The organism is Paenibacillus sp. BK033, assembly GCF_004345425.1.
Classification (GTDB): domain Bacteria; phylum Bacillota; class Bacilli; order Paenibacillales; family Paenibacillaceae; genus Pristimantibacillus.
The window spans coordinates 82141-106661 of the sequence record NZ_SLVP01000011.1 but is presented as its reverse complement, the minus strand read 5'-3'; the positions used below and the strand labels follow the sequence as shown (position 1 = coordinate 106661).

Annotated in this window: 26 protein-coding genes; 24 read left to right on the top strand and 2 right to left on the bottom strand. The window is 52.8% G+C overall.

Going from position 1 to position 24521, the window contains the following annotated elements; all coding sequences use genetic code 11:
* Positions 1-127 precede the first annotated feature (127 nt).
* Positions 128-355: a DUF1128 domain-containing protein gene (locus tag EV294_RS26280; protein WP_481856095.1), complete on the bottom strand. Its 228-nt coding sequence runs from the start codon at positions 353-355 to the stop codon at positions 128-130.
* A gap of 150 nt (positions 356-505) precedes the next feature.
* Here EV294_RS26280 and yyaC point away from each other — a divergent pair, with 150 nt between their 5' ends.
* The 22 genes from yyaC (at position 506) to EV294_RS26180 (ending at position 21315) form a co-directional block, all read left to right on the top strand.
* Positions 506-1057 (top strand): spore protease YyaC, encoded by a 552-nt coding sequence (yyaC, locus tag EV294_RS26275; RefSeq protein WP_132312318.1) that lies wholly within the window; start codon positions 506-508, stop codon positions 1055-1057.
* A 45-nt stretch (positions 1058-1102) separates the two neighbouring features.
* Positions 1103-1930, top strand: coding sequence for an alpha/beta fold hydrolase (locus EV294_RS26270; protein WP_132312315.1), 828 nt, complete (start codon positions 1103-1105; stop codon positions 1928-1930).
* A 20-nt stretch (positions 1931-1950) separates the two neighbouring features.
* Positions 1951-2598 carry a DUF6483 family protein gene (locus tag EV294_RS26265; protein WP_132312312.1) on the top strand — a complete coding sequence of 216 codons (648 nt, stop codon included), beginning with the start codon at positions 1951-1953 and terminating at the stop codon, positions 2596-2598.
* Positions 2599-2629: 31 nt separating this feature from the next.
* Complete coding sequence (locus EV294_RS26260; RefSeq protein ID WP_132312309.1) at positions 2630-3817, top strand: class I SAM-dependent methyltransferase; 1188 nt, start codon at positions 2630-2632, stop codon at positions 3815-3817.
* A gap of 100 nt (positions 3818-3917) precedes the next feature.
* Complete coding sequence (locus tag EV294_RS26255) at positions 3918-5597, top strand: histidine kinase N-terminal 7TM domain-containing diguanylate cyclase (RefSeq protein WP_243711808.1); 1680 nt, start codon at positions 3918-3920, stop codon at positions 5595-5597.
* A 154-nt stretch (positions 5598-5751) separates the two neighbouring features.
* Positions 5752-6837, top strand: a complete 1086-nt coding sequence (locus EV294_RS26250; protein ID WP_132312304.1) for an HD-GYP domain-containing protein — start codon at positions 5752-5754, stop codon at positions 6835-6837.
* Positions 6838-6925: 88 nt separating this feature from the next.
* Positions 6926-7285, top strand: coding sequence for a hypothetical protein (locus tag EV294_RS26245; protein WP_132312301.1), 360 nt, complete (start codon positions 6926-6928; stop codon positions 7283-7285).
* 347 nt (positions 7286-7632) lie between these two features.
* Positions 7633-8505 carry a YitT family protein gene (locus tag EV294_RS26240; protein WP_132312299.1) on the top strand — a complete coding sequence of 291 codons (873 nt, stop codon included), beginning with the start codon at positions 7633-7635 and terminating at the stop codon, positions 8503-8505.
* 24 nt (positions 8506-8529) lie between these two features.
* A complete protein-coding gene (gene thiL, locus EV294_RS26235; RefSeq protein ID WP_132312297.1) occupies positions 8530-9579 on the top strand; it encodes a thiamine-phosphate kinase in 1050 nt (349 codons plus the stop codon).
* A 16-nt stretch (positions 9580-9595) separates the two neighbouring features.
* Positions 9596-10093, top strand: a complete 498-nt coding sequence (gene tsaE, locus EV294_RS26230; RefSeq protein WP_132312410.1) for a tRNA (adenosine(37)-N6)-threonylcarbamoyltransferase complex ATPase subunit type 1 TsaE — start codon at positions 9596-9598, stop codon at positions 10091-10093.
* The gene (gene tsaB / locus EV294_RS26225; protein WP_132312295.1) at positions 10086-10907 is read left to right on the top strand and encodes a tRNA (adenosine(37)-N6)-threonylcarbamoyltransferase complex dimerization subunit type 1 TsaB; all 822 of its coding nucleotides are present in this window, start codon (positions 10086-10088) and stop codon (positions 10905-10907) included. The genes tsaE and tsaB overlap by 8 nt, the downstream gene beginning before the upstream one ends.
* Positions 10907-11392 carry a ribosomal protein S18-alanine N-acetyltransferase gene (rimI, locus tag EV294_RS26220; RefSeq protein ID WP_132312293.1) on the top strand — a complete coding sequence of 162 codons (486 nt, stop codon included), beginning with the start codon at positions 10907-10909 and terminating at the stop codon, positions 11390-11392. Before tsaB ends, rimI begins: the two co-directional genes overlap by 1 nt.
* A complete protein-coding gene (tsaD, locus tag EV294_RS26215; protein WP_132312288.1) occupies positions 11386-12432 on the top strand; it encodes a tRNA (adenosine(37)-N6)-threonylcarbamoyltransferase complex transferase subunit TsaD in 1047 nt (348 codons plus the stop codon). Before rimI ends, tsaD begins: the two co-directional genes overlap by 7 nt.
* A gap of 502 nt (positions 12433-12934) precedes the next feature.
* Positions 12935-13084, top strand: a complete 150-nt coding sequence (locus tag EV294_RS30465; protein WP_165930814.1) for a hypothetical protein — start codon at positions 12935-12937, stop codon at positions 13082-13084.
* 220 nt (positions 13085-13304) lie between these two features.
* Positions 13305-14846 (top strand): 2-isopropylmalate synthase, encoded by a 1542-nt coding sequence (locus EV294_RS26210; protein ID WP_132312286.1) that lies wholly within the window; start codon positions 13305-13307, stop codon positions 14844-14846.
* A 469-nt stretch (positions 14847-15315) separates the two neighbouring features.
* Positions 15316-16044: an ABC transporter ATP-binding protein gene (locus tag EV294_RS26205; protein ID WP_132312284.1), complete on the top strand. Its 729-nt coding sequence runs from the start codon at positions 15316-15318 to the stop codon at positions 16042-16044.
* Positions 16045-16090: 46 nt separating this feature from the next.
* Positions 16091-16309, top strand: a complete 219-nt coding sequence (locus tag EV294_RS26200) for a hypothetical protein (protein ID WP_132312282.1) — start codon at positions 16091-16093, stop codon at positions 16307-16309.
* 30 nt (positions 16310-16339) lie between these two features.
* Complete coding sequence (locus EV294_RS26195) at positions 16340-17260, top strand: polyprenyl synthetase family protein (protein WP_132312280.1); 921 nt, start codon at positions 16340-16342, stop codon at positions 17258-17260.
* Between the two features lie 127 nt (positions 17261-17387).
* Positions 17388-17561 (top strand): competence pheromone ComX, encoded by a 174-nt coding sequence (gene comX, locus EV294_RS30460; RefSeq protein WP_015842656.1) that lies wholly within the window; start codon positions 17388-17390, stop codon positions 17559-17561.
* A gap of 46 nt (positions 17562-17607) precedes the next feature.
* Positions 17608-20001 carry an ATP-binding protein gene (locus tag EV294_RS26190; protein ID WP_132312278.1) on the top strand — a complete coding sequence of 798 codons (2394 nt, stop codon included), beginning with the start codon at positions 17608-17610 and terminating at the stop codon, positions 19999-20001.
* Entirely contained in the window at positions 19979-20635 is a 657-nt protein-coding gene (locus tag EV294_RS26185) for a response regulator (protein ID WP_127495713.1), read from the top strand. Before EV294_RS26190 ends, EV294_RS26185 begins: the two co-directional genes overlap by 23 nt.
* A 263-nt stretch (positions 20636-20898) precedes the next feature.
* A complete protein-coding gene (locus tag EV294_RS26180; protein WP_132312276.1) occupies positions 20899-21315 on the top strand; it encodes a hypothetical protein in 417 nt (138 codons plus the stop codon).
* Between the two features lie 49 nt (positions 21316-21364).
* Here the strand turns inward: EV294_RS26180 and EV294_RS26175 are convergent, their stop codons facing one another.
* Complete coding sequence (locus EV294_RS26175) at positions 21365-23293, bottom strand: ABC-F family ATP-binding cassette domain-containing protein (protein WP_132312274.1); 1929 nt, start codon at positions 23291-23293, stop codon at positions 21365-21367.
* A gap of 137 nt (positions 23294-23430) precedes the next feature.
* Here EV294_RS26175 and EV294_RS26170 point away from each other — a divergent pair, with 137 nt between their 5' ends.
* Both EV294_RS26170 and moaC read left to right on the top strand, forming a co-directional pair.
* Positions 23431-24045 (top strand): 5-formyltetrahydrofolate cyclo-ligase, encoded by a 615-nt coding sequence (locus EV294_RS26170; protein ID WP_132312272.1) that lies wholly within the window; start codon positions 23431-23433, stop codon positions 24043-24045.
* Positions 24045-24512, top strand: coding sequence for a cyclic pyranopterin monophosphate synthase MoaC (moaC, locus tag EV294_RS26165; protein ID WP_132312270.1), 468 nt, complete (start codon positions 24045-24047; stop codon positions 24510-24512). Before EV294_RS26170 ends, moaC begins: the two co-directional genes overlap by 1 nt.
* Positions 24513-24521 lie beyond the last annotated feature (9 nt).

Here is a 24521-nt window from a genome sequence, read left to right as displayed (position 1 = left end):
ATAAAAAATGTTACTTTCTGAGTACGGCTAACATAAAGCTAGGACGGAAGGCTTCGTCCCGAAGTCCGGCGGAGGTACAAAATAGCACCGGCAGGTTCCAACGCTGCCGGTGCTTTCTTGATTGACGCTATTTTCCGCGCAGCTTGCCAAGCTCCGATACAAGAGCTTCAACCTCGCTGATGCTGAATTTCTCCTTTGAAGCAACAACTTCATACAAATCGCGGATATCCTCGTATTGATCAATGCTGAAGTGGGAAGCCTGCATTGCTGCTGCCGTCGCCATTCTTAGCTTTGTTTTGATGGCCTCGATCATAAACTCGACGTTTTGCTGGGTTTGTTCTTCCAGATTCACCATGATTAGTCCCCTCTCCATGCTACTTGTCATTATTCTCGCCATTGTACCATATTTCACGCATCCCATGCCCGCAAATTGAACCATGCCGTGTAATTCGGGTACAATGAAAGAAACTACCATTTGTACGAACACACAAAGCAGGTGTATTTCATGTCAGGGAAGACAATCGATCAAGCTGATCAGGCGGATAACGGGGTGGCGGGTCTTCGGACATTTCTGGCCCAAATCGCAGGGAGGCATCCTGACCGGAGCCGGGTCGTATTCCTATGTATCGGCACGGACCGCTCCACCGGAGACAGCTTTGGCCCACTGGTAGGCACCAAGCTGGAAGAACGGGGGTGGCCGCATGTCTTCGGAACCCTAAAGCAGCCCTGTGACGCAAAGCGGTTCGCAGAAGCGCTGGAGCAATCGGCCGGGCTGGAGCATGCCGTGTTCATTGCGGTTGACGCCTGCCTCGGCAAACCATCGTCCGTCGGAACGTATATTGCCGCGCAGGGACCGCTTACGCCCGGTCAAGCAACGGGGGCCAGGCTGCCGGCCGTCGGCGATTACAGCATCGCGGGAGTTGTGAATGCCGCCAGTCATAAGCCTTATATGACGCTTCAAACGACCTCGCTGTATACCGTCATGCAAATGGCCGAGACGGTTGCGGAGCTGGTGGACCAGGCCTGGAAGCAAGTCTCCGGGTTGACGGATAAATAACAAAGTTAGCGCTTGCGACAATTCTATTTGAGAGGGAGTAAACGAATGACTCAACTTACCATAGCCAATCACGCGATTACGCTGCCAAGCGGAAACTCGTTAGCTTATTACGATTCCGAGACGGATCACAAACCGGTTGTAGTGCTGCTGCACGGCTATTGCGGGAGCTCCGCCTATTGGGAGCGGGTCGCAGAGCCGCTTGCCCGCCATGCCCGCATTATAGCGCCCGATCTGCGCGGACATGGAAGCTCTTCCGGGGAAACCGGACCGGAGGAGACGAATGCAATGGAATTGTATGCGGATGATCTGGCCGCCATGCTGGATCAATTGAACGTTCCCAAGGCATGCGTGCTTGGCCATTCGCTGGGAGGATATATTACGCTGGCGTTTGCCGAGCGCTTTGAAGCGAAGCTGTCTGCGTTTGGGCTGGTTCATTCAACGCCATTGCCCGACAGCGACGCGGCGAAGGAAAACCGGGATAATGCCGTAGCCGCGATCAAGAAGGACGGTGTAGGCGCTTTTGTAGAGGGACTTGTGCCGAAGCTTTATTCCCCGGACAATAAATCGGCGATGCAAGATCAGGTAGAGCGTTCCATTGCCATTGGCAGAGGGACAAGCGCGGCCGGCGCGATTGGCGCAGCCAAAGGGATGAAGGAGCGGCCCGACCGTACGGAGGCGCTGAAGCGGACTATGCTGCCGGTCCTGCTCCTTGCGGGCGAGCAGGATCAAATTATTCCGGCGGAACGCACGTTTGTTGTCGACGGGTCTAACGTTACCCGCGAACTGCTTGCGGATGCCGGCCATATGGGCATGGTGGAACAGCCTGAGGCTTTTGCGGAAGCCGTGCTGCGGTTCATAAACAAGCTTAATTAGCTATTAGGGGAGGGATCGGGTTGTTTCGTCGCGACTACTTAATGAACATGATCGAACAGATGACGGAAGCCGTCGGGCAAATTCTGCAGCTGAAGCGGGAGCTTAAGCATCAGGAGGCCCTTCTCGTTATCGACGAGCTGCTGGATAAACGGTTTGGGCTTAGCGGCAAGCTGATCCGTTCGTTGTCCGATAAGGATTTGATGGCGGTGCTCACGACAAACGGCGTTATGGAGACGGACAAAATACAGGCGATCGCCGTAACCCTGAAGCAGGAGTCGGAGCTGCATGCCGAGCTTGGCAACGAAGATGCCAGCTTTGCGTCCGGCTTGAAGGCGCTGCAGCTCTTTATGAGGCTGTCGCTCGTTGACGCCGAGCCTACGCTTGCGAACTCTTCGAAGGAGGCCGGGCAGCTGCTGGAGCAGTTCAAAGCTTACGAGCTGCCTAACCATGCCAAACAGCTGCAAGCGGAATGGCTGGAAGGCGAAGGCCAATTCGCAGGAGCGGAAAATGTCCTTTACGAGCTTATGGAGGATGGAGCGGTCACTGGCGAAGAGGTCGAAGCCTTCTACCGCCGCTTGTTGTATTACGATGACGAGAAGCTGGAAGCCGGCGGGCTGCCGCGCGAGGAGGTCCAATACGGACTTGAATCGTTAGCATCGAATAAATAAAAGCAAAGATCTATGGGAGTGACTTTTCGATATGACACAGGATTGGCAGCAGTTAATACAAGGAATCGTTGATGAAGGAGAACTGCTGCAGGGAACGTTAAGCCAGCTGCGCCGCAAGGATGGAGCGGCTGCCCCCAAAACAGTGGTGCGGCCGGTTCAACTGAAGAACGGGCTTCATCTGCAATTCGAATACCATTACAGCAATAAAGTGACCCATGATAACGTAAAGCCCGAGCTGGCCGGCGCAAGAATTGTCGAGCTGCTCGAGGGCGATTACAAGCAGGCGCTGTTCAAGACGCCGACGGAGGATCTACAGCTGCTATTCAGCAAGAAGGGAAAGGCAACGATTCTTAGCAAGCCCCCGACCGCAACCGCAAAGGCTTCGTCAGAGCTGCAGCATAACCGCCAGAAAAACCGGATATTGGCGGAAGGAACCGCCGCGCCTTTTCTGGTGGAGCTGGGCATTATGTCGAAGGACGGAGCCGTGCACGCAAAGAAACAGGACAAGTACAGACAGATCAACCGTTTCCTGGAGATGGTGACGGATGTGCTGCCCAGCCTTCCGGCGGACAAGCCGCTTACGATTGTTGATTTCGGCTGCGGCAAATCTTATTTGACCTTTGCCTTGTACCACCTGCTGGCTGTTGAGCAGAAGCGGGAGATTTCGATTATCGGCCTGGACTTGAAGGCGGACGTGATCGCTTTTTGCCAAGAGCTGGCGGACAAGCTCCGTTACGACAAGCTGAAGTTCCTGGTGGGGGACATCGCGGATTACGAAGAGTTAAACGAGGCCGACATGGTCGTAACCCTGCATGCCTGCGATACGGCAACGGATGCCGCGCTTGCCAAAGCCGTCAAATGGGGGGCTTCGGTTATCATGTCCGTGCCTTGCTGCCAGCATGAGTTGTTCAGGCAGGTTGAGAGCGACGTGTTGTCGCCGATTTTGTCGCAGGGGCTTCTGAAGGAGCGCTTCTCCGCTCTTGCCACGGACGCAGCGAGGGGCACCTTGCTGGAGGTGCTTGGCTACAAAGTACAGATGCTGGAGTTTGTCGATCCGGAGCATACGCCTAAAAACCTGTTGATTCGCGCTGTCCGCAGCGGACAGAAAGGGTCGGCGGAAAAGTGGGAGCAGTACGAGCAATTCCGCAGCTTCCTGCATATTTCCCCTTCTTTGGAACATCTGCTTGCGGACCTTTGGCCTACCCGTTCGAAAAAATAATACGCAGGAAGACCTATGGAAAGAATTGTCGACTGAAATAACATTTGCTACAATGGTAATAGATGGATAGACAATGGATGGGTGAACCGTATTGGAATCGATGATGTGGCTGGATTTTAGCATGTTCCTCGTACTGCTCGGTTTGTTTTTCTACGTGTTTGCTGTTGGTACCATTACCGTGCTGCACAAAATTTATTTCGCGCTGCATCTGGTGTTGATGGTTTGGCCGCTTACTCAATTTATTGCTCAAACGATGCCTGGTTCTCCATACAGGCTTTTTTATCTTTTGGCTTCTTACGCCGGCTTGTCCCTGGTAGGCGTAGGTTGGTTTATCTTTGTAGTCTTTATGACGGGACAAGCCCAATTGATACGCACGCGAAGGCTTATCATGCTGTCAATCCCCGCGCTGATCTCCGTTGGGTTAGTCGTCGTAAATCCGGACCAGCTGTTTCTCTCTATTAACGAACAGTTGGCGGACAAGCAGCTTCAAAGCGGACCGTTATACTGGTATATGATCGTTCAGCTGTTCTCGTATATTCTCGTTTCCCTGATCGTCATGGGCTATACGATCCGCCGAGGCGTGTCCGTCCGGCAGCAAATGCTTGTCCGTACGGCCATGAACGGGGTATTCGTGCTTGTCCTGTTTGGATTAGGCGATTTCCTGGTCAATATTCTCCTTATTAACTATTTTTCCTCCTACTTCTCGATCTTCTCGGTAGGGATTACCTTGTCCGCGGTGTATCTCGTGCACGCGATTACGAGACACCGGGTTTTCGACATCATTCAAATCGTACAGCGCGACGTGATGAACACGATCTCGACAGGCATTATCGTCTTGGATGAGAGCGGGGGCGTGCTTGAGTTTAACAAGGCGATGAAGCCGATCTTAAAGCTGAAGATCGGCGAGCGGTTTTCTCCCGAGGCGCTTGCGGTTCGTCTTCCGAAGCCGATCCGCAAGCAGTTCAACCAGTTCCTGGAGGAGCAGAAGCTTCGGCCGACGGAACGGCAGGAGCTGGAGATTTCGCTGCATAATAACGGCCATTACCGTTATATCGTCGTGCAGTCCGCGCCCATCCTGAGCCAGAAGAAGAAGGAGCTGCTCGGGCGGCTTCTGACCTTCCACGACGTAACGGAGCTGCGCCTTCTGGTGGATGAGACAAATACGCAGAACGAGCTGCTTCAGGACCGGAACCGCGAGCTGCTGGTCATGCAGGACGAGCTGTTCCAGGCCAACAAGAAGCTGGAGCATATGGCGATCACGGACGGATTAACCGGCTGCTATAACAGGAGGTATTTGCTGCAGCAGCTGGAGCATGAGCTTGCGGTAAATGTGCAGTACGGCATTCCTTTTTCGATCTTCCTCTTCGATATCGATTTGTTCAAGGCGATTAACGATCAATATGGCCATCTCGTAGGAGACGAAGTAATCTGTTCGACGGTCGAAGCCGTGAAAAACACGCTGCGTTCCGCCGATATTCTCGCCAGGTACGGCGGTGAGGAATTTACGGTCTATCTGCCTCATACGACCCGGGACCAAGCGGATATTATTGCCGACATGGTTAAGGAAACGGTAGAGCACAATGTCGTAAGAACCGGCCTTGGCAGTCAATCGGTTCGAGTTACGATCAGCATGGGCGTGGTTTCGGTAGAGCAGTTCGACGAGCGGGCTTTGGACGATCCGAAGGCTTTCCTGAGAGAATTGCTTGCCCAGGCTGACGCAGCATTATACGAAGCGAAATACAGCGGTCGCAACCGTATCGTCAAGCGTAAGCTGGCTTGATGACAGACTCGGCAAACTAAGGGAAACTAACCTGGTATGCCGAGTTTTTTTATGAATAAATGATAGATATCCTTCCATGATAGTCAGCCTAACATATATCTGATAAAATAGCTTCGTACTGTTGATTGAGTATGGATCGAAAGAGGTATGGGCGATGAGAAAAGTGCAAATTGGATCGGTCAAACCTGGGGACAAGCTTGCAAAACCGATATTTCAAGATAATGGACGGGTTCTGCTTGGTGAGGGTGTAGAGCTAAATGATCGTTATATAAATCGGCTTCAAAATTTAGGCGTTGATATTGTTTACATTGAAGACGGCATGACAGAGGATCTCATTCCCGAGGATACGCTCCGGGACGAGACTCGCCGGCAGGCGGTAGAAGCGATCTACAAAACGATGAATACCTTTAAGGACCAGTCGGTGGTTATGAAGGGCCGGGCTATCGCTCCGGATCTGGGACGGACCTTTCGCAATGTGTTTGGGCAGATTATGACGGATTTGACGTCAAGACCAAACATGATGGTGAACTTGACGAATATTCATGTCGCTGACGCTTATTTGTTTCATCATTCGGTAAACGTGGCGATGCTTGCCGGAGTGATGGGCATTGCCAAGGGTTATAACCGCAACCAGCTGGAGGAGCTTGGCATCGGCGCCCTTCTGTTCGATATCGGAATGACCAAGATCCCGCAGAAGCTGATTGAGAAGGTAGGGCCTTTGACGGCCGAAGAGCGGGTTATTATGGAGAGCCATACGAAGGAAGGTTTCGATATTTTGCGCAAATATCACGATATTTCCGTCGTATCGGCGCATTGCGCGCTTCAGCATCATGAACGCTATGACGGCTCCGGTTATCCGCGGAGGCTGAAGCGGGACGAGATTCATATGTACGCGCAGATTGTAGGGATTGCCGATGTCTACGACGCGCTTACCTCTCCGAGGCCGCACCGCAAGCGGTATACGCCATCCGAGGCAATCGAGTTTCTGTTTGCCGCAGGCAATACCTACTTCGATTTCGATTTAATTAAACTGTTCTGCAAGCATATTTCGATATATCCGGTTTCGACCACCGTTTTGCTGAGTTCCGGCCAGGTTGGGGTAGTATCCCTTAACAGCGAACTAGCCCTGCATCGGCCAAGGGTTCGGATTATCCGGGAAGCGGACGGCCGGGAACCGGCTTCGCCGTACGACCTGGAATTGAAGGACGAGCTGCATCTGACGATCGTCAAGGAATTGTAACTTTGGACGGACGGTCATAGGACTCTATCCATACCAAGCTATCACTCTCTGAATATCCTAATAACGAATTAGGAGGGAGGGTGACAATATGGCTGCCAGAATAAGACCGACTTTGAAAAGTCCTTCCAAAGGCAAAGGCAAGGCGATTAAAAGAGCTGCCCAATTAGCACCGCAGCAATCAGGGCCGATTTTTAGCAGATTGACGATCGTTTGGATAAACGAGGAAGGCATCCCGTTTAACACAACCGGTTTTTTTGCTAGATTATCAAGAGGGAACACGATTGTTTCCACGGCGAATTTCGACCGTTTCGGCGTAGTTCGCTTCAATAATATTACGACACTTACGACAGCAACGTTTACGCTTCGAATCTTCCGGAGCGCCGACGGAGCGTTGTTCCGGACAAGAACGATTCCATCCGGCGTAGAGACGTTTGCCGTTATTGGCTGATTTAAAAAACTAGATTCAAAGTGACTGTGCTAATTCTAACGTGCACAGCCACTTTTTTTATTTTTACTAGGTTAATGACAAACGGAGCATTTTGAATGATTCTGGAGAAGCGTTAGCGGTCGCTTTCGAGAGGGGATTCCTACTTTTAACATATTCATTCAAAGGAATCCCCGAGCAATGGCGATCGGAAGAACGTTCAAATGCGTAGTTTGCTCATTAACCTGACATCCTATGGGACAAGTTTCGCGGCGGATTGCTATATTCTGCGCAGCCTGGTCTTTGAATATCTTCTTTATTAAGGTAAAATAATCGTAATTAGCGAGTTCGGGGGGAGGAACAAGCTACATATGACGGGACATGCACAGCACTTAAAGCTGCCTAAGCTGGAACTGCTTCGCAGGATATTATTTATTACGCTGGGAGCGGCCCTGGTTTCAGTAGGATTGGAGATTTTTTTGGTCCCCAATCACATCATTGACGGCGGAATCGTCGGGATATCGATTATCGTATCCCATCTGACGGGACTGCCCCTGGGTATATTCCTTTTCCTTCTTAACCTGCCGTTTCTGGTGCTTGGCTACAAGCAGATCGGCAAAACCTTCGCGATGTCGACCCTGTACGGGGTAAGCGTGATGTCGCTTGGCACCTTCCTGCTTCATCCCGTTCCGCCATTGACGGAAGAGTATTTTCTGGCTTCCATATTTGGCGGCGTGATTCTGGGCATTGGTGTCGGTATCGTTATCCGGTTCGGCGGATCTTTGGACGGTACGGAGATTATCGCCATTTTGTTTAACAAGCGTCTGCCTTTCTCGGTTGGCGAGATTGTGATGTTTTTCAATTTGTTTATTCTCGGAAGCGCGGGCTTTGTGTTCGGCTGGGACCGTGCGATGTATTCGCTCGTCGCCTACTACATTGCCTACAAGATGATTGATATTACGATGGAGGGCTTCGAAGAATCGAAATCGGTCTGGATCATCAGCGATGAGGCCAAAGAAATTGGCATGGCTATCATGGACCGGCTTGGGCGCGGCGTGACGTATCTGCACGGGGAAGGCGGTTTTTCCGGCGGGCAGAAACGGATTATCTTCTGCGTCATAACCCGTCTGGAGGAAGCGAAGATGAAATCCATCGTGCAAGAGCTGGATCCTTCGGCTTTTCTTGCGGTTGGCAACATTCACGATGTAAAGGGCGGCAGATTCAAAAAGCGGGATATTCACTAATAGCATAGTTAGGAGAAAAAGGCAGTGGACGAATTTGCAAGCATCCGCCATTGGACTTCGGGGCGGCAAAGCGAAAGCTGGCAGCGGGAACGCGGGGTCCGGCTTGGCATAGGCGACGATGCGGCGCTTGTTGACCCTGCCGCTCCGATTGCCGGAGTAGCTTCGCCGTATGAATTCATCATGGCGATGGATACGATGGTAGAGACGGTGCATTTCAACGAAGTGACGATGACCTACGAGGATATCGGCTATAAGGCGCTCGCGGCCAACGTGAGCGACATAGCCGCCATGGGCGGCGTGCCGCTGCAGGCGCTTGTTTCGGTAAGCGTGCCGAGGCAGCTGGGGCCGGAGCCCATGCGCCGGCTCTATGATGGACTGTACGCCTGCGCCGAGCAATACGGCGTAGCGGTGATTGGCGGCGATACCACCTCGTCGCCGCAGCATCTTGTTGTCGCGGTGACGGTGACAGGTGCCGTCGAAGCGGGCAAGGCGCTGCGCCGGTCCGGGGCGAAGCCCGGCGACGCGGTTGTATTGACCGGCCCCGTCGGCAAGTCGGCGGCCGGGCTGCATTCACTGCTCGCGCAGCGGGAACGCGGCGCCGATGCGCTGGCGGGGGAACGCGCGGCCGCGCAGCTTGTGCAGGCGCACCGCCGCCCGTCGCCTTCGGTACGGGCGGGACGCCTTCTGCTTGCGCGGGGAACCTGCCATTCGCTTAACGACGTTAGCGACGGTCTTGCCAGCGAGGCCTGGGAGATCGCTGAAGCGTCGGGGCTCGCCGTCTCTTTATTCGACCGGCAGCTGCCTCGCAGCGGCAGCATGGCCGCTTATGCGGGTGCGGCTGGCATCGATCCTCTAGAGTGGATGCTGTACGGCGGCGAGGATTATGTGCTGCTCGGGACGATGGAGCACGGCGACGCGGCAGCCATGCAGGCGGCTTTCCACGCGGAAGGGCTGCCCTTTTATATCATTGGGGAAACGTCGGCAGGAACGCCGACAGTCGAATTAATCCGTGTGACGGACAGAGGCGAGCTGCGGCAGCCCTTGGCTAAACGGGGTTATAATCATTTTGAGTAATAAGCAGGTGAAGAAGATGACCATTGAAGGACAAGTAGTCCTTAACGTCCGCAGCGAGCGGGAAACTGCCTTGCTTGCGCTGCGGATTGCCGGGCTAGTCAAGCCGGGCACCGTGCTTGCACTAGACGGAGATCTTGGAGCCGGCAAGACAACCTTTTCGCAAAAATTCGCGAAAGCCATTGGCGTGACGGATATTGTAAACAGTCCGACCTTTACGATTATCAAAGAATACGAGGGGGCCTCCATGCCCTTTTATCATATGGACGTGTACCGCCTGTCCCTGGAAGAAGCCGACGAGCTGGGGCTGGACGATTATTTCTTCGGCGAAGGGGTTACGATTGTGGAATGGGCAAGCCTGATTGAAGAGCTGCTGCCGCCGGAACGCCTGGAAATGTATATTGCGCATGAAGGCGGCGAGGAGCGCCGGTTCCGGATCTCCGGAATCGGCGAACCTTATGCCGCTTGGTGCGAGGTTTTGTTGAATGAGATGGGAGCAGGGAATAACGATGACTGAACGTAATGTAGGACCGGTGTTAGCGTTTGATACTTCTACCGCTGCTTTTGCGGCAGCGATCTTGGATAAAGGCCGTATTCTCGGGGATATGCAGTCGATGGCGGAAAGAAACCATTCCGTGCACGTCATTACCCATATCAAGCAGCTGATGGAGCAATGCGGCGTAACGTCCAAGGACGTGGGCGCCATTGCGGTTGGCAGCGGTCCGGGGTCCTATACGGGAATGCGGATTGCGGTGGCGGCAGCAAAGACGCTTGCCTGGGTGTGGGGCAAGCCTCTGGTCGGCGTCTCCAGTCTTGAGGCGATCGCCTACGGTGGCTGGCATCATGCAGCTGGCGTCGAGCTTGGCGCGGATCCCTATTCCCGGGCCGGCGAAGGCGAGGACTGGGTTCTCCCGATTATGGATGCCCGGCGCGGACAAGTCTATACGGGCGGCTATGCGATGTCGGCAGGCGGCGAGTGGAGTTGCTTTGCGACAGACGGCGTAAGACTCATGCAGGACTGGGTGGACCGGATTGCGGGAGACGCGGCACGGGAGCGTGGACATGTAAAACGCATTTGGGTTGTCGGCGATCTGGCGCAGCACCGTGAACAAGCGGAAAGGCTTCAGGCAATATGCGGGGACAATGAGTCCGTAGCGGAAGTGCATCTGCTGCCCTATGAGCTGGAAGGCCGCGCGGTAGCCTGGCTTGGCCGCGAGCGTCTGCTTAGAGGCGAGATCGCGGACACGCACGGATTGACGCCTAACTATACCCAGCTGGCAGAGGCGGAAGTAAATCTTCGCGCCAAGCAGCAGGGGGAGGCGAAGTCCTGATGCCTTCCGATCTTGTTTTTCGTTCCATGACGATAGCGGATATTCCGTTTATCGTTGCGATTGAGCATGAGGCGTTTGCGACGCCGTGGACGCCGGAAGCGTTCAAAAACGAGCTGACGAGCAACATGTTTGCGCGTTACATGGTGATGGAGCATGACGGCCAAATTATTGGCTACGGCGGGATGTGGGTCATTGTAGACGAGGCTCATGTCACGAACATTGCCGTACGCGCGGATCATAGAGGCCAAGGGCTTGGCGAACGGCTGTTAACCGAGCTGCAACGGACGGCGGCTTTTTTCGGCGCGAACAAAATGACGCTGGAGGTTCGCGTCTCCAACGAGGTTGCGCAAGGCTTATACCGGAAGCTGGGCTTCAAGCCTTCCGGCATCCGTCCGGCTTATTATTCCGACAATAACGAGGACGCGTTAATCATGTGGGCGGACCTGAACTTCTATCAGCCTGCAGCAGAGGAGCAAGAATGGTGAATACATCGAATCAGGATGCCGTAATTCTGGCGATCGAAACAAGCTGTGACGAAACCTCGGTCGCCGTCGTACGCGGCGGTAAACATATATTATCCAATGTCATCTCGAGCCAGATCGAGATTCATAAACAATTCGGCGGTGTCGTCCCGGAGATCGCATCGCGCAAGCACGTCGAAGTCATTACGCTTATGATTGAGCAGGCAATAGAGGAGTCCGGTCTTACGCTGCAGGATATTTCGGCGGTAGCCGTCACGCAGGGTCCGGGGCTTGTAGGGGCTTTGCTGGTTGGAATCGTTGCTGCCAAAAGCCTCGCGATGGCGCTGGATGTGCCTTTTATTGGGACGCATCACATCGCGGGTCATATTTATGCCAATCAGCTTGTTCACGAACTGGAATACCCGTGCATGGCGCTTGTCGTTTCCGGCGGGCATACGGAGCTTGTGCTGCTCGAGAGCGAAGGCAGCTTCCGCATGATTGGGCGTACCCGCGACGATGCGGTCGGGGAGGCTTACGACAAAGTAGCAAGAGCTTTGAAGTTCCCGTATCCCGGAGGGCCTCATATCGACCGGCTTGCTTCGGAGGCGGAGGCTGTCATTGAGCTGCCGCGGGCATGGCTGGAGCCTGATTCTTACGATTTCAGCTTCAGCGGGTTGAAGTCTGCCGTCCTTGCCGTTATCAATCAGACGAATATGAAGGGCGAAACGCTGGATGCCGGTGCTCTCGCCCGCGGATTCCAGGAGTCGGTCATCGAGGTGCTCGTCGAAAAAGCGCTTCGCGCCGTCCGCGCCTTTGGCGCCAAGCAGCTTCTCTTATGCGGCGGCGTAGCGGCGAATAAAGGCTTGCGCGAGGCGCTTGCATCGCGCTGCGACAAAGAAGGCGTGCCGCTTCTGGTCCCGCCGCACAAGCTGTGCACGGACAATGCGGCCATGATTGGCGCCGCGGCCTTTTTGAAATGGCAGAAGGGCGAATTCACTTCGCTGGAGATGAAGGCGGAGCCTAATTTCTCGCTGGAGGGCTGGGCCAAGCCGTCCGTCTCTTAGCAAATATTTTTTATTTGAATTGACAGAATATTTCTTGGGGAATATAATGGGTACCAATAGTTCAAACATCATACTGTGCAAACGCTGAGAACAGGAGTAGTAAGGCTAATCCGGGTTTAGAGAGCTGCGGGAAGGTGCAACGCAGTCGAAGGATGCCAGAAACTCGCCTGGGAGCGGAGCAACGGATAGCGCGGCTGGCCATGGATAGCCCGCAAGTACGTTGCTACGGATAACCCCCGTAAAAGGGTGCGCATTCGTCAACATCCGGAGTTGGCAATGCGCCTAAGGTGGACATTCGAAGCCGTTTAACTTTGCGGCGGTTGATGTCAACAAGGGTGGTACCGCGCAGGTTTAGGATAGCCTGTCGTCTCTTGATTTCAAGAGGCGACAGGCTTTTTGGTGTTTTTTGAACTAGGTTTGGCAAGATTCACGCATTCGCGGAAGACCAATGAACATACGCAAATTCATATACAAAACGCTGGGAACAGGATTAGTAAAGCAATTGAGCGGGTACACGGCGCGATTGAACAGTCAGGCGGAGCCTGAACGGAACAATCGTTGCTGCAGAGAGCTGCGGGGTGGTGCGACGCAGTCGAAGCTTAAGCTTGAACTCGCCTGGGAGCGGAATGATGGAGGCCGGCCGGCTGCTTAAAACTGCAGTTAAGCTATGGCGAGTACATCGTTACGGTAAACCTCCGTCATCGGGTGTTCAAGCGGGTCGGAACCGCATGAAGCTTAAGGCTTAGCCGGCATGGCTGGCTGCTTCACGAAGGTTCCGGCCAATGAGAGTGGTACCACGGCAGCCTGTCGTCTCTTACACAGAGACGGCAGGCTTTTTTGCATCCAAAAAAAACATAACGGAGGGTTTTCCCATGAAAAAAATTCAAATCTTCGATACAACTTTACGCGATGGCGAGCAATCGCCCGGAGCATCGATTGAGCCTGAACGCAAAATCATTATCGCCCGCCAGCTGGCGAAGCTGGGCGTCGATATCATCGAGCCGGGCTTTGCGATCTCGAGCCCAGGCGAATTCGCGGCTATCCAGCAAATCTCCCGCGAGCTGCAAAACGTTGAAATCTGCGGCTTTGCGCGCGCGGTGAAGGTCGACATCGATGCCGCCGTCAAAGCGACGCAGGATGCGGCCAAGCGGCGCCTGCATCTGTTCATCTCTTCCTCGGATATTCATCTGAGCCACCAGATCCGCAAGACGCGGTCGGAAGTCATTCAGATTGCGAGGGATATGATTTCTTATGCGAAGCAATTCGTTGACGAGATTCAGTTTGCCGCAATGGACTCCACCCGTTCGGATCGTGATTTTGTCATCGAGCTGGTAGAAGCGGCAATTGAATCCGGGGCAACCATCATTAATCTGCCGGACACCTTGGGCTATGCCCTGCCTAACGAGATGGTCGATCTGTTCACGTCGGTACGCCGTCAGGCACGGGGCGGAGACAAGGTTCGCTACAGCACGCATAACCATAACGATCTCGGCATGGCGGTCGCGAACAGCCTGGCGGCTGTGCAAGCGGGGGCAACGCAAGTCGAGGTTACCGTAAACGGGGTTGGCGAACGGGCGGGCAACTGCTCGCTGGAGGAGCTGGCGATGCTGATCGAGACGCGCAAATCGGCTCTGCAGATCGAGACCAATATCGAGCAAGGCGAGATTTACACAACCTCGCACATGGTCAGCCGCGCGATGCATTATCCGATCGCCTACAACAAACCGATTGTTGGCCGCAACGCCTTCCAGCATGAATCCGGCATTCACCAGGACGGCCTGCTGAAGGACCGCAGCACCTATGAAATCATGGATCCGGAAGCAATGGGGATTTCCCGCAGCATGATTATTCTGGGCCGCCATTCCGGACGCCATGCCATCAAGCACCGTTTGTCGGAATACGGCATTGCGGTGGCGGACAACGAATTGAACGACGTGTATATCAAATTCAAACAAGTTGCCGACGAGAAAAAGATCGTCACCGATGACGAGCTGATCCGCATCGCAGGCGAAGCGACCGAGACACAGCCGGATCCATACAAGCTGATTGATCTGCAGGTATTGGCCGGCAGCCAGAAGTCCCGCATCGCTTCGGTTACCATCCGGGACGGCGAGGATGGAAGAGAACGTTCCTACTCCGGAATGGGTGAAGGACCATTGGAGGCCGTTATCCACTGTATCCAGCAAGCGATTCCCGTAGCCGCTCAATTCGAGGATTTGGAGCTGCATTCGTTGTCGACGGGCGAGGATGCCCATGGCGAAGCGGTAGTGAGCATTATTATCGAAGGCGAGCGCTTCCGCGGGACTTCGATCCATAAGGATATCATTTACGCGGCTGCACAAGCGTACGTCGCGGCTTGCAACCAGGCGGTTATGACAAGCAGAAAACAGGCCATTGAAGAAAATGTCGGTTAACTGGAATAGTTATCCACAAAACCGCAGACGTTGTGCATAAGCGAAAAAAAACGGATAATGTCAGCCTTTTCCCTGTGTATAAAAATGCGTGCAAGTCGTGGATAGTTTTTGCACAGCCTGCCTGTGGATAATGTGCATAACGTGGATAAAGATGTGGTCAAGGAAGCTTTTGTAAGTAATTAGTGACATTAACCTTTACAAATCACGCTTTGTTATCGACAGAATTAACTAACAATTCACCTATTATTGTGGATAAACCTGTGGAAAAGGTGGACATTTACCCCGAAAGCACGACTTTTGTGCTTTCGGGGCTTTTTTTGCGGTTGCGCCCCGCAAACCACGCCGCAAAAAAATTGCGTGAAACTGCAGCACGGTTTTCGGTGAAAACACTTTCAGATTCAGGTAAGGTTAAATTACTAGATCACGTTCCGGCGAGTAGGTATTCCGGCCTGAATGGAGGAGAGCTGCAGTGAACTTAGAGACGGTCATTCAAGTAAGCTCGATATGCAAATGCTATGGTCCGTACAACGCGTTAAACGAAGTCTCTTTTGAAGTAAACAGAGGCGAGTTGTTCGGCATTATCGGGACAAGCGGGGCAGGCAAGACAACCCTGCTGGAGATGCTTATGGGACTTCGCAGGCCTGATCAGGGAACGATAGAAGTACTTGGCATGGATGCCATTATGGAAGCCAAGCAGCTGAAGGAATATATCGGCATGCATATGTACAGCAACTCGCTCGTTGACAATCTAACGGTCCGTGAAGCGCTGGAACTGTTCCAGTCGTTTTACATCAAACAAAACGATATCGATCGGATTATTGCGGATCTGGAGCTGGAGCCGTACGTGAACAAGCCGGTGAAACGGCTGTCCGGCGGTTGGCAGCAACGCATCGCGCTTGCTTTCGCGCTGGTGAACGATCCTGAAATTATATTCTTGGATGAGCCGACAACCGGGCTCGATAAGCAGGCGAGGGCGGGTTACTGGGCTCTGCTTATGAAGCTGAAGAGCCGGGGCAAAACGATCGTTATGGCATCCCACGACATGGGGGAAATGCAGAGAAATTGCGATCGCATTGCGGTGCTGCGCAAAGGGGATATCGTCAGATGCGATTCTCCGCAGCAGCTCATCTCCCAAATTCCAGAGGGCTGTTTTTCTATGGAGGGCGTATACGTTCATTTCGCTTACGCGGAGATGTAACCTTGCTTAGCGATCCGGCCTAGTTTGAAGGAGGACTTTTGTACATATGAATCCCAGAAACGACACCAACGAAAGTCCGTCCGTTCATCGAAGCCAGGTGATAGAGAAGCGCATGGAGATGATTGCCGTGCTGCTCGATAAATTAAATGGGGAGGAGATCGTCCAACAATCCATAACCAAACCACAATCTCAAAAGCGGAAGGGGCGAAATAACGACAAGCTGATGCAAATAGTTGGCGGCATATTCTTCCATCGTATAAGATAAGGATGACACTACCATGACGGAGGTCAGAGGATGGAAGAACTAGTGCCTATGATCGGGCGGGAAATGCTGCGGGTTTCCGATAAGTATTTCACTACGGAGCCGCTTCGCGGATACGCCCGTGCTTTTATACGGGAAAAGCAGGCCGAATCGATGAGATTCGGCCTTTTGACCGTGCTTCATTACCGGATGTTCGGAGGAGAGTCCGGGCAGATCCTTCAAGCGGCCGCGGCCGTTGAATTGTTTATTCTGGCATCCGATATTCTGGATGATTTGCAGGACGGGGACGCCCCTCATCAGGCTTGGTCCCGGGTACCGCCGGCGGCCGCGATGCAGACGGCTGCCTCCTTCATGGTGCTTTCGCAGCAGGCGCTGCTGGAGCTGGAGTTCGATCAGGGCTTGCTGCTCCGGGTGGTCCGGATGATGAACGGCCAATTGCTGAAGGCGGCAAACGGGCAGATGCTGGATTTGATGAACGCGGTGATAGACGAGGAATCCTATCTCGCCATGGTTCAGCATAAATCCGCGGCGCTTATCGTATTCGCCTGCATGGCGGGAGTCATGCTTGCGGGCCGGGAATGGCATCCGGTCGTAGCGGAATATGCCGAAGAGGTAGGAATGGCGGCCCAAATTAAAAATGATATTAAAGACCTGCTCCGCTGGGATGACAAGAACGATTTTATCTTGCGCAAAAAGACCCTTCTTACCTTGTTCCTTTTGGAGGAATTACCGGAGGAAGACCGGTGGATTTTGGACTATTTCGAAGGCAGGCTGCAGTCGGAAGATGTCGCGGACAGGCAGCAAATGCTGGAAGAAGCATGCGACCGGACGGGAGCGGCATTATACGGCTCGGTGCGCATGAGGATGCATTTTAATCGGTTCCAGGAACTGCTCGACCAGGTGCCGGAGGCTGCTTCGGCTAAGGACAAGCTCCTAGAGATTTTCTCCGGCTAGAGCCTTTCTTCATAGACCGCAATGAGGATTGCGGGAAATACGGGGCATGTTGGCGTTTGCTGTCGAAAGATTTCCTGCTATAGTAGAATCAGAATCTGATTCTACTATAGCAGAGGAGGAATTTTAAATGTTGAAAGATGCTATTCGTTCGCTTGCTGCAAGCAAAGAGAAAATGTCGATGGTGATGGGTGGACAGCTGCAACTCGCTGGCGTATCCGCAGCCGAGCACAAAGCACTCCAAGATGCGCTGAAGAATCAAGACGAGAAAAAAGGCAATTACACGCTGGCGGTTTGGGGCTAATATAGTCATAAAACGACTTCATGCGAGTGCAGGAGGAGATTAGACGATGTTTAAACCAACTCTAAGAATTTCAGCACCTCTCTTCCTGATTACATTTCTCGTCATTTTGCTCTATTTGACCCTTACGATCATCAAGGAGCCTTTTATAGGCGTCGAGCTAGTGCAAGGTTCAAAGGGAGATTATTTCGTGAAAGCTCTCGAGCCTGCCGGACAAGCGATTAGCAAAGGCATCTTGGTTGGCGATAAAATCCTCTCCGTGAACGGCGCGCCGGCAGGTCAATATAGTAACGTAAAGAAATTTTTTTCCATTGAAAAATCAAATTCCGTGCTGGTCGAGCACAGTAATAAGGATCGGCAGTTAATAGAGTTTAACCGGGGCTGGTACGGGGATCATTCCAGTTGGGAACTGTTCATTCAGCTGTACATACCGCTTATTTCGCTCATCCTGTTCGCAGGGTTTTCTTCTTTTCTGTATTCGAAAAGGAAAAATGACAGCGCAGCATTGATGCTTATGCTGTTTTTTGCCACGATCGGGCTCTGCTACTACTCTTCGGCGGCCTCCTATCGGAGCGATCCAGTCGGATTCTCGATTATCTATTTAGTGCTCCCGTCAGTGCCGATCATTTTCCTGCAGTTTATGAATCAGTACATGAAGCGGTATAACGTGGTCTTCATCAGCAAAGCGGGATTAATCGGAATGCTGAGCACGTTTGGCGCAGTCGAACTCGGAATGCTGCTGTATGTCTGGACGGATCTGCTGTCGAACGGCGCGTTTGTGTACGTACGGATGTTGTATTACGGCACCTTGATTATCGGGAATTTCATCTGCATCTATCAGCTTGTCCGAAAGTTTCTGCAGTACCGCAAGACGAAGTTCAATTCGCTTTTCAAGATTACGCTGGTTTCGCATATCGTTGCGTTTACACCGTTTACGGCGATGAACCTGCTGCCGCTCTTTATCGGCGGAGGACAGATTTTACCGGCTGCCTTTACTTCGTTGTTTTTGTTTGTGCTGCCGATCGTTTATTTTTATCTGCTAACATCCAATCAGCTCTTTGACATCGACTTCATCCTGACAAGGTTTAAATATTACACGCTTCTGTCCGCCCTGCCGGCTCTCTTGCTGACTCTTGCGATTATCGGAGTGCTGAAAGGAAAGGCAGACGTATCCTGGATCGGTTACATTCAAATTTTCCTGTCCTCTTACGTGGTGATGACTCTCTTCTTGTATGTGAAGGAGCAGATCGATCATAAGTTCCGTCCGAAGCTGTTCAAAGCCATGTACAGCTATCAGGACAGCTTGGACCGATTCTCGCGCAAGGTTGCAACCGTGATGAAAAGAGCGGATTTGGAGGCCGTGCTGAAGCAAGAGATCAGCGACCTGCTTCCGGTTAACCGGATCGATTTCGTTCTTGTCGATCAGGCCGACGGCTCCGTGCACAAGCTGGGCGAATCCGACGAGGAGAAAGGCACGTCCTTGTTCCTGCTTCAGGTTGCGGAATCGCTGCAAGTTGGCGAAATGGTAGAGCTACCGCATGGCATCGGTCTTGTCATCGGACGCCAGCGTTCCAAATACCATGTCGTCTGGATCGGCTCGAAGACGAACCATACCCGGTTCAACTCGGACGAGCTGCGCTGGTTAAAGACGCTCGCGAATTATTCCAGCATAGTCTTCGAGAATCTGTACCTGATCGAAGGTCTGATTGAGGACCTGGAATCGGAAGTGCGCAAGGAGCAGACTACCGCGCCTTGGGTTCTGCGGTTGTTGTTCTGTCTGTCGGAGAATGAACGAAGAAAGCTGGCGGCCGATCTTCACGACTCCGCGCTGCAGGATCAGTTGATCTGGTACCGCAAGCTCGAGGGGCTAATGAATGATTACCCCATTTCGGACAATCTTAGCGATGAGCTGAACGAGATCAAGGAAGGACTGCTGGATGTCATTCACCAGATCCGGGAGACCTGCAATGAACTGCGGCCGCCGCTCCTGAAAGAGATGGGCGTTATCGAAGCCGTTGAATCCATAGTCGAGCACTCGCAGATGCGCGATAATTTCGCGGTTGATTTCAGGCCGAAGCCGTTCGCCCATCCGCTTAACGAAGAACAAATTACAGCCATTTACCGGATCGTGCAGGAATTGCTCAGGAACGCTGCCAAGCATGCGCAGGCGAACCGGGTTACCCTGGAGCTTGAGCAGCGGAAAGGAAGAATCTACTTCCGCTACAAGGATGACGGCATCGGAATGGATGTTGACTATATGAAAGCCTCCTTTGAGCATATGGGGCTGTCCGGCATTAAAGAGCGGGTAGCGAGCCTTGAAGGAGAGATTACGTTCCGGTCGAAGCGCGGCAGCGGGCTGGAGGTTGTAATCAACTTGCCGGAGACAATGACGACCGGTCGTTCGGAAAGGGGATTATTGCGTGATTCGTATCTTATTAGTTGATGATCATCCTTCCGTTGGCGAAGGAACCAAAACCATGATCGAACAGGATCCTGAGATGAAGGTAACCGTCGTGCTATCCGCAATGGAAGCGCTCGATGCCGTTAATCATGACCCCTTTGATATTATATTGTGCGATTTGAATATGCCGGGAATCAGCGGTCTAGAGCTTACGAAACGGCTTATTCAGCAAGATCCCGACCGCCGGGTTCTTATCTATACCGGCTACGAGATCAGCACCCATTACAACCTGTTGATTGAATGCGGAGTTTCCGGGTTTATTTCCAAGACGGTGTCCCGGGAGCAGCTTCATAACAACATCCGCTGCGCGATGCGTGGGGAAGCGGTTATTCCGATAACCCTGCTGAAGCAGCTGCGTCGTAATGAAGTGAAGATTACCCGCGCGGAAAAAGCGATCGAAGAGGTCTCGATTAACGAACGGGACCAGGATATTTTGCAGGAGGTTGCGAACGGCAGCAGCAATAAGGATATCGCTGCCAAGCTTCATATGAGCCAGCGGACGGTAGAGTACAACTTAACCCGCATATTCGAAAAGCTGAGCGTGCGTTCAAGATCGGAAGCGATTGTAGAAGCCAAGCGGCTCGGACTTATTCGGATGGAGCAATTTTTAACCTAATTGACGCTTACCCCGACTTCTTGCGTTCACCGCCGGTGAACGTGAAAGTCTTCTTATATGGGATAGCTGCCGCGGAAGCCGCAGAATCGTATCCCCAATGATTTGTCTATGTAAGACCACCCTAACTTTTGGTTTCCCTCTCAATGCTTACGCCTATATGGCGTAAGCATCTTTTTTTGGCAAAACCCAATTCTAATAAAACAAAGTATAATGGTATCTATAGGTTTGCAGCATACGGACGAGCGTGGGGTGGAGGCAGAGAAATGAAATATATATGGTTATGGGCGGTCTATATTTTCCTTTTTACAGCGGCTGCTATCGGTCTGGAGATCCTGGAAGGAAACAAGATAACAACCACGGAATATTACGGGCTGCGTAACATGGGCAGCATCTTCGTGATGTTCTGCTTGCTCAGCAGCATTGCCCTGTACGTGGTTACTTTCCTGCCGTTAACGCTGCTGCTTACGAGGTTCGTAAAGCTATTGCCGGCAAGAATCATCTTATATTCCATTGCCGGAGGGATAGTTGGAATATGGGTGTTCGATCAATTTTATGATTTGGGCGATGAGTACTACGTAAAGGGGTATGGGCTTAACGTGAATAGCGCCCTTATTCTGTTTGGGCTGGCAGGATTCGTATACGCGGTAACGGATACGTATTTGGGGAGTAAAAAGAAATAAAACCTCCCGGGCGTCATCGCGAAGGATGCGCGGGGAGGTAATTTGGCGCTTATTCGCTTAATTGCTCCCACTGCTCATAAGCAGCATTAAGCGCCGTGCGTTTTTCTTCCGTTTTAGCTTGAATCTCTTGAATGGCCATATAGTCGTTAAAGATAGCCGGATCGGTCAGTTGGACCTCGAACTCGGCAATTTGTTCCTCCAGCGAGGCGATATCCTGCTCCAGCTGCTCCAGCTTGCGAAGGCGGCTCCGTTCTTCCCGTTTGGCTTGCTTATCCATCTCGTAGGAAGTCGGAGCTTCGGCAGCAGGCTGATTGGATTTGCTGGCCAGCTTTGCCGCTGCTTCAAGTCGGGCTTCCTCTTGCTCGGCTTTCTTCTCGATCATGTCATCATAATTTCCTAGGAAATGCTCGGTTCCTGTCGGAGTCAGTTCGACAATGCGTTCCGCCATTTTGTTAAGGAAATAACGGTCATGGGAGATAAAGAGCAAGGTCCCTTCGTAATCGAGCAGCGCGGATTCAAGCACCTCTTTGCTGAACAGGTCCAGATGGTTGGTAGGTTCGTCCAGGATAAGGACGTTTGCCTGCTCGAGCATCAATTTGGCAAGAGAGACGCGCGCTTTTTCGCCGCCGCTGAGGGAGGAAATACGCTTCAGGACATCCTCGCCGCTAAACAGGAAATTGCCAAGCACGGTACGAACGCGGGCTTCCTCCATATGCGGATAAGTGCCCCATACTTCTTCGAGCACCGTATTGGACGGAGTCAGCCCGGTCTGCTCCTGGTCATAGTACCCAAGCTTGACGTTGGAGCCCCAACGGACGGTGCCTGTCTGAGGCTGTCTTTGTCCAACCAGAACTTTTAACAGCGTTGACTTGCCAATCCCGTTTGGTCCGATCAGGGCAACCGTTTCACTGCGGGACAGCTTAAAGGATACATGCTGGAACAGCTGGCGGTCCTTCTCCGGGAACTTGACGGACAGGTCGGCCACGTCCAGAACGTCCTTGCCCGTCTGGCGCTCGATCTCGAAGGTAAAGCGGGCTTTCTTCAAGTCGCCAAGCGGCTTGTCGAGCACATCCATTTTCTCGAGCGCTTTACGCCGGCTTTGTGCCCGCTTGGTTGTGGAAGCACGGACGATATTGCGCTGAATGAACTGCTCCATCTTGGCGATTTCTTCCTGCTGCTTCTCGTACTGCTTCATGTCGGCCTCGTATTCGGCAGCCTTCAGCTCTATGTACCGGCTGTAGTTGCCCGTGTAGCGTCTGGCTGCATGCCGTTCGATCTCGACGATGGTTGTAACAAGCGCATCAAGGAAGTAACGGTCATGGGAGACAACCAGAATGGCGCCGGAATAGCTGCGGAGATAACCCTCGAGCCAAGTCAGCGTAGGAATGTCCAAATAGTTGGTGGGCTCGTCGAGCATGAGAAGATCCGGTGCCTGCAGCAGAATGCGGGCAAGCGCAAGACGGGTCTTCTGACCGCCGCTTAAAGTACTGATCAGCGTGTCCGGCGGAAAGCTGCCGAAGCCCATTCCGTGAAGGACGCTGTTAATGCGGGTGTTGATCTCGAAGCCGCCTTGCTCGCGGAACCAGTCGGACTTGCGGGAATAACGGTTGAGGACATCCTCGTAACGCTTCGAATCGTCGTGAAGAGCCGGATCGGCGATTTGCTGCTCCAGCTCGCGAAGCTCTTGTTCGGCTTCGATCAGATGGGAGAAAACGGCGCGCATTTCCTCTATAATCGTGCGGTTCGATTGAAGGCCGCTGTTCTGGGCGAGATAGCCGATCCTTGTTTCCTTGGCTTTATGAATGGCGCCGGAGTCGTAAGAAAGCTCCCCGGCAATAATCTTGAGCAATGTCGATTTGCCGGCGCCGTTAACGCCTACAAGCCCTACCCGTTCGCGCTCCAGCACTTGCATCGATATATCGGATAAGATGACGTCTATGCCATAATTTTTACTGATATTGGATAATTGAAGCAGCATGAATAATACCCCCAACAAATAATGACAGGCTTTTCCGTTCCATTATATATTACCAGTCGCCATTGGCGAAAGTTGCATAACAATGGTAAACTACATTTAAACAAACAGCATGTGTGGGAAGGCTGAATCGGGAAGCGATGAATGAACAGTCAAACGGGATGCCGCTAGATAAAGCGGCGCTGCGAAAGGCAATCACAATGCTGCGTGACGGGATTCCCCTTGAAGAGCGTATCATCCGTTCGGAGGCGGCATGCCGGCATTTAGCGGCTTGGATGACGGAACATGGAGTGACAAGCTTTATGTGTTATGTGCCATTCCGTTCCGAACTGAATACCCGTTCGTTGATTGAGTGGGGCTGGAAGACAGGAGCGGAGGTTATTGTTCCGAAATGTGATCCGGCGAACCGGTCAATGACTTTGCATAAACTTGACAGTTGGAGCAGTCTTAAGGCGGGAGCCTACGGCATTCTGGAGCCTGACCCGGATAGGTGTCCGGCTCTGCCGGATTCCTATGTTCCCGGACTCGTCGCTGCGCCGGGAATCGCTTTTGACCGAAAAGGCGGGCGTCTCGGCTACGGTGGCGGATATTACGACCGTTATGCGGAGCGACTGGGTCGTGAACGGGCGGATGTGGCTTGGCTTGGCATCGCGTTCGAGGATCAGCTGGTAGACGATATTCCAATGCAGGCCCATGACAGGCGAATGGACGGAATTGTAACGGAGCTTTCAGCAAGAGTTTGGGGTGACGGTTAATGGAATTAACGCATTTTAACGAGCAAGGCCGGGCGCGGATGGTTGACGTCAGCGATAAGGAAGTAACGGCGAGAACGGCAACCGCGCGTACGCAGGTGAAGATGAACCCGGGTACGCTGGCCCGCATTAAGGAAGGCAGCATCGGCAAAGGGGATGTGCTGGCCGTGTCGCAGGTAGCTGCGATTATGGCCGCGAAGAAAACATCGGATTGGATTCCGATGTGCCATCCGCTTCCTCTTACAGGCGTAAACGTTACCTTCGGGGATAACGGACAAGATGAGCTGTACATTGAAGCCACGGTCAAGACAACCGGTAAGACAGGCGTGGAGATGGAAGCTTTAACAGCTGTTTCTGCCGCCGCGCTTACCGTGTATGATATGTGCAAGGCGCTGCAGAAGGATATGGTCATCGGTCCCACGTACCTGCTTGAGAAGACCGGGGGCAAAAACGGAGACTATCGAATTTGACAACCCATG

Excerpts from the sequence above, each read along its gene's own strand:
- EV294_RS26255 (WP_243711808.1), top strand. The coding sequence starts at position 3,918 with ATGATGTGGCTGGATTTTAGCATGTTCCTCGTACTGCTCGGTTTGTTT.
- rimI (WP_132312293.1), top strand. The coding sequence starts at position 10,907 with ATGCCTTCCGATCTTGTTTTTCGTTCCATGACGATAGCGGATATTCCG.
- tsaB (WP_132312295.1), top strand. The coding sequence starts at position 10,086 with ATGACTGAACGTAATGTAGGACCGGTGTTAGCGTTTGATACTTCTACC.
- EV294_RS26270 (WP_132312315.1), top strand. The coding sequence starts at position 1,103 with ATGACTCAACTTACCATAGCCAATCACGCGATTACGCTGCCAAGCGGA.
- tsaD (WP_132312288.1), top strand. The coding sequence starts at position 11,386 with ATGGTGAATACATCGAATCAGGATGCCGTAATTCTGGCGATCGAAACA.
- EV294_RS26240 (WP_132312299.1), top strand. The coding sequence starts at position 7,633 with ATGACGGGACATGCACAGCACTTAAAGCTGCCTAAGCTGGAACTGCTT.
- comX (WP_015842656.1), top strand. The coding sequence starts at position 17,388 with ATGTTGAAAGATGCTATTCGTTCGCTTGCTGCAAGCAAAGAGAAAATG.
- EV294_RS26195 (WP_132312280.1), top strand. The coding sequence starts at position 16,340 with ATGGAAGAACTAGTGCCTATGATCGGGCGGGAAATGCTGCGGGTTTCC.
- EV294_RS26175 (WP_132312274.1), bottom strand. The coding sequence starts at position 23,293 with ATGCTGCTTCAATTATCCAATATCAGTAAAAATTATGGCATAGACGTC.
- EV294_RS26245 (WP_132312301.1), top strand. The coding sequence starts at position 6,926 with ATGGCTGCCAGAATAAGACCGACTTTGAAAAGTCCTTCCAAAGGCAAA.
- EV294_RS26260 (WP_132312309.1), top strand. The coding sequence starts at position 2,630 with ATGACACAGGATTGGCAGCAGTTAATACAAGGAATCGTTGATGAAGGA.
- tsaE (WP_132312410.1), top strand. The coding sequence starts at position 9,596 with ATGACCATTGAAGGACAAGTAGTCCTTAACGTCCGCAGCGAGCGGGAA.
- EV294_RS26250 (WP_132312304.1), top strand. The coding sequence starts at position 5,752 with ATGAGAAAAGTGCAAATTGGATCGGTCAAACCTGGGGACAAGCTTGCA.
- EV294_RS26200 (WP_132312282.1), top strand. The coding sequence starts at position 16,091 with ATGAATCCCAGAAACGACACCAACGAAAGTCCGTCCGTTCATCGAAGC.
- EV294_RS26210 (WP_132312286.1), top strand. The coding sequence starts at position 13,305 with ATGAAAAAAATTCAAATCTTCGATACAACTTTACGCGATGGCGAGCAA.
- EV294_RS26280 (WP_481856095.1), bottom strand. The coding sequence starts at position 355 with ATGGTGAATCTGGAAGAACAAACCCAGCAAAACGTCGAGTTTATGATC.
- moaC (WP_132312270.1), top strand. The coding sequence starts at position 24,045 with ATGGAATTAACGCATTTTAACGAGCAAGGCCGGGCGCGGATGGTTGAC.
- EV294_RS26170 (WP_132312272.1), top strand. The coding sequence starts at position 23,431 with ATGAATGAACAGTCAAACGGGATGCCGCTAGATAAAGCGGCGCTGCGA.
- EV294_RS26190 (WP_132312278.1), top strand. The coding sequence starts at position 17,608 with ATGTTTAAACCAACTCTAAGAATTTCAGCACCTCTCTTCCTGATTACA.
- yyaC (WP_132312318.1), top strand. The coding sequence starts at position 506 with ATGTCAGGGAAGACAATCGATCAAGCTGATCAGGCGGATAACGGGGTG.
- EV294_RS26180 (WP_132312276.1), top strand. The coding sequence starts at position 20,899 with ATGAAATATATATGGTTATGGGCGGTCTATATTTTCCTTTTTACAGCG.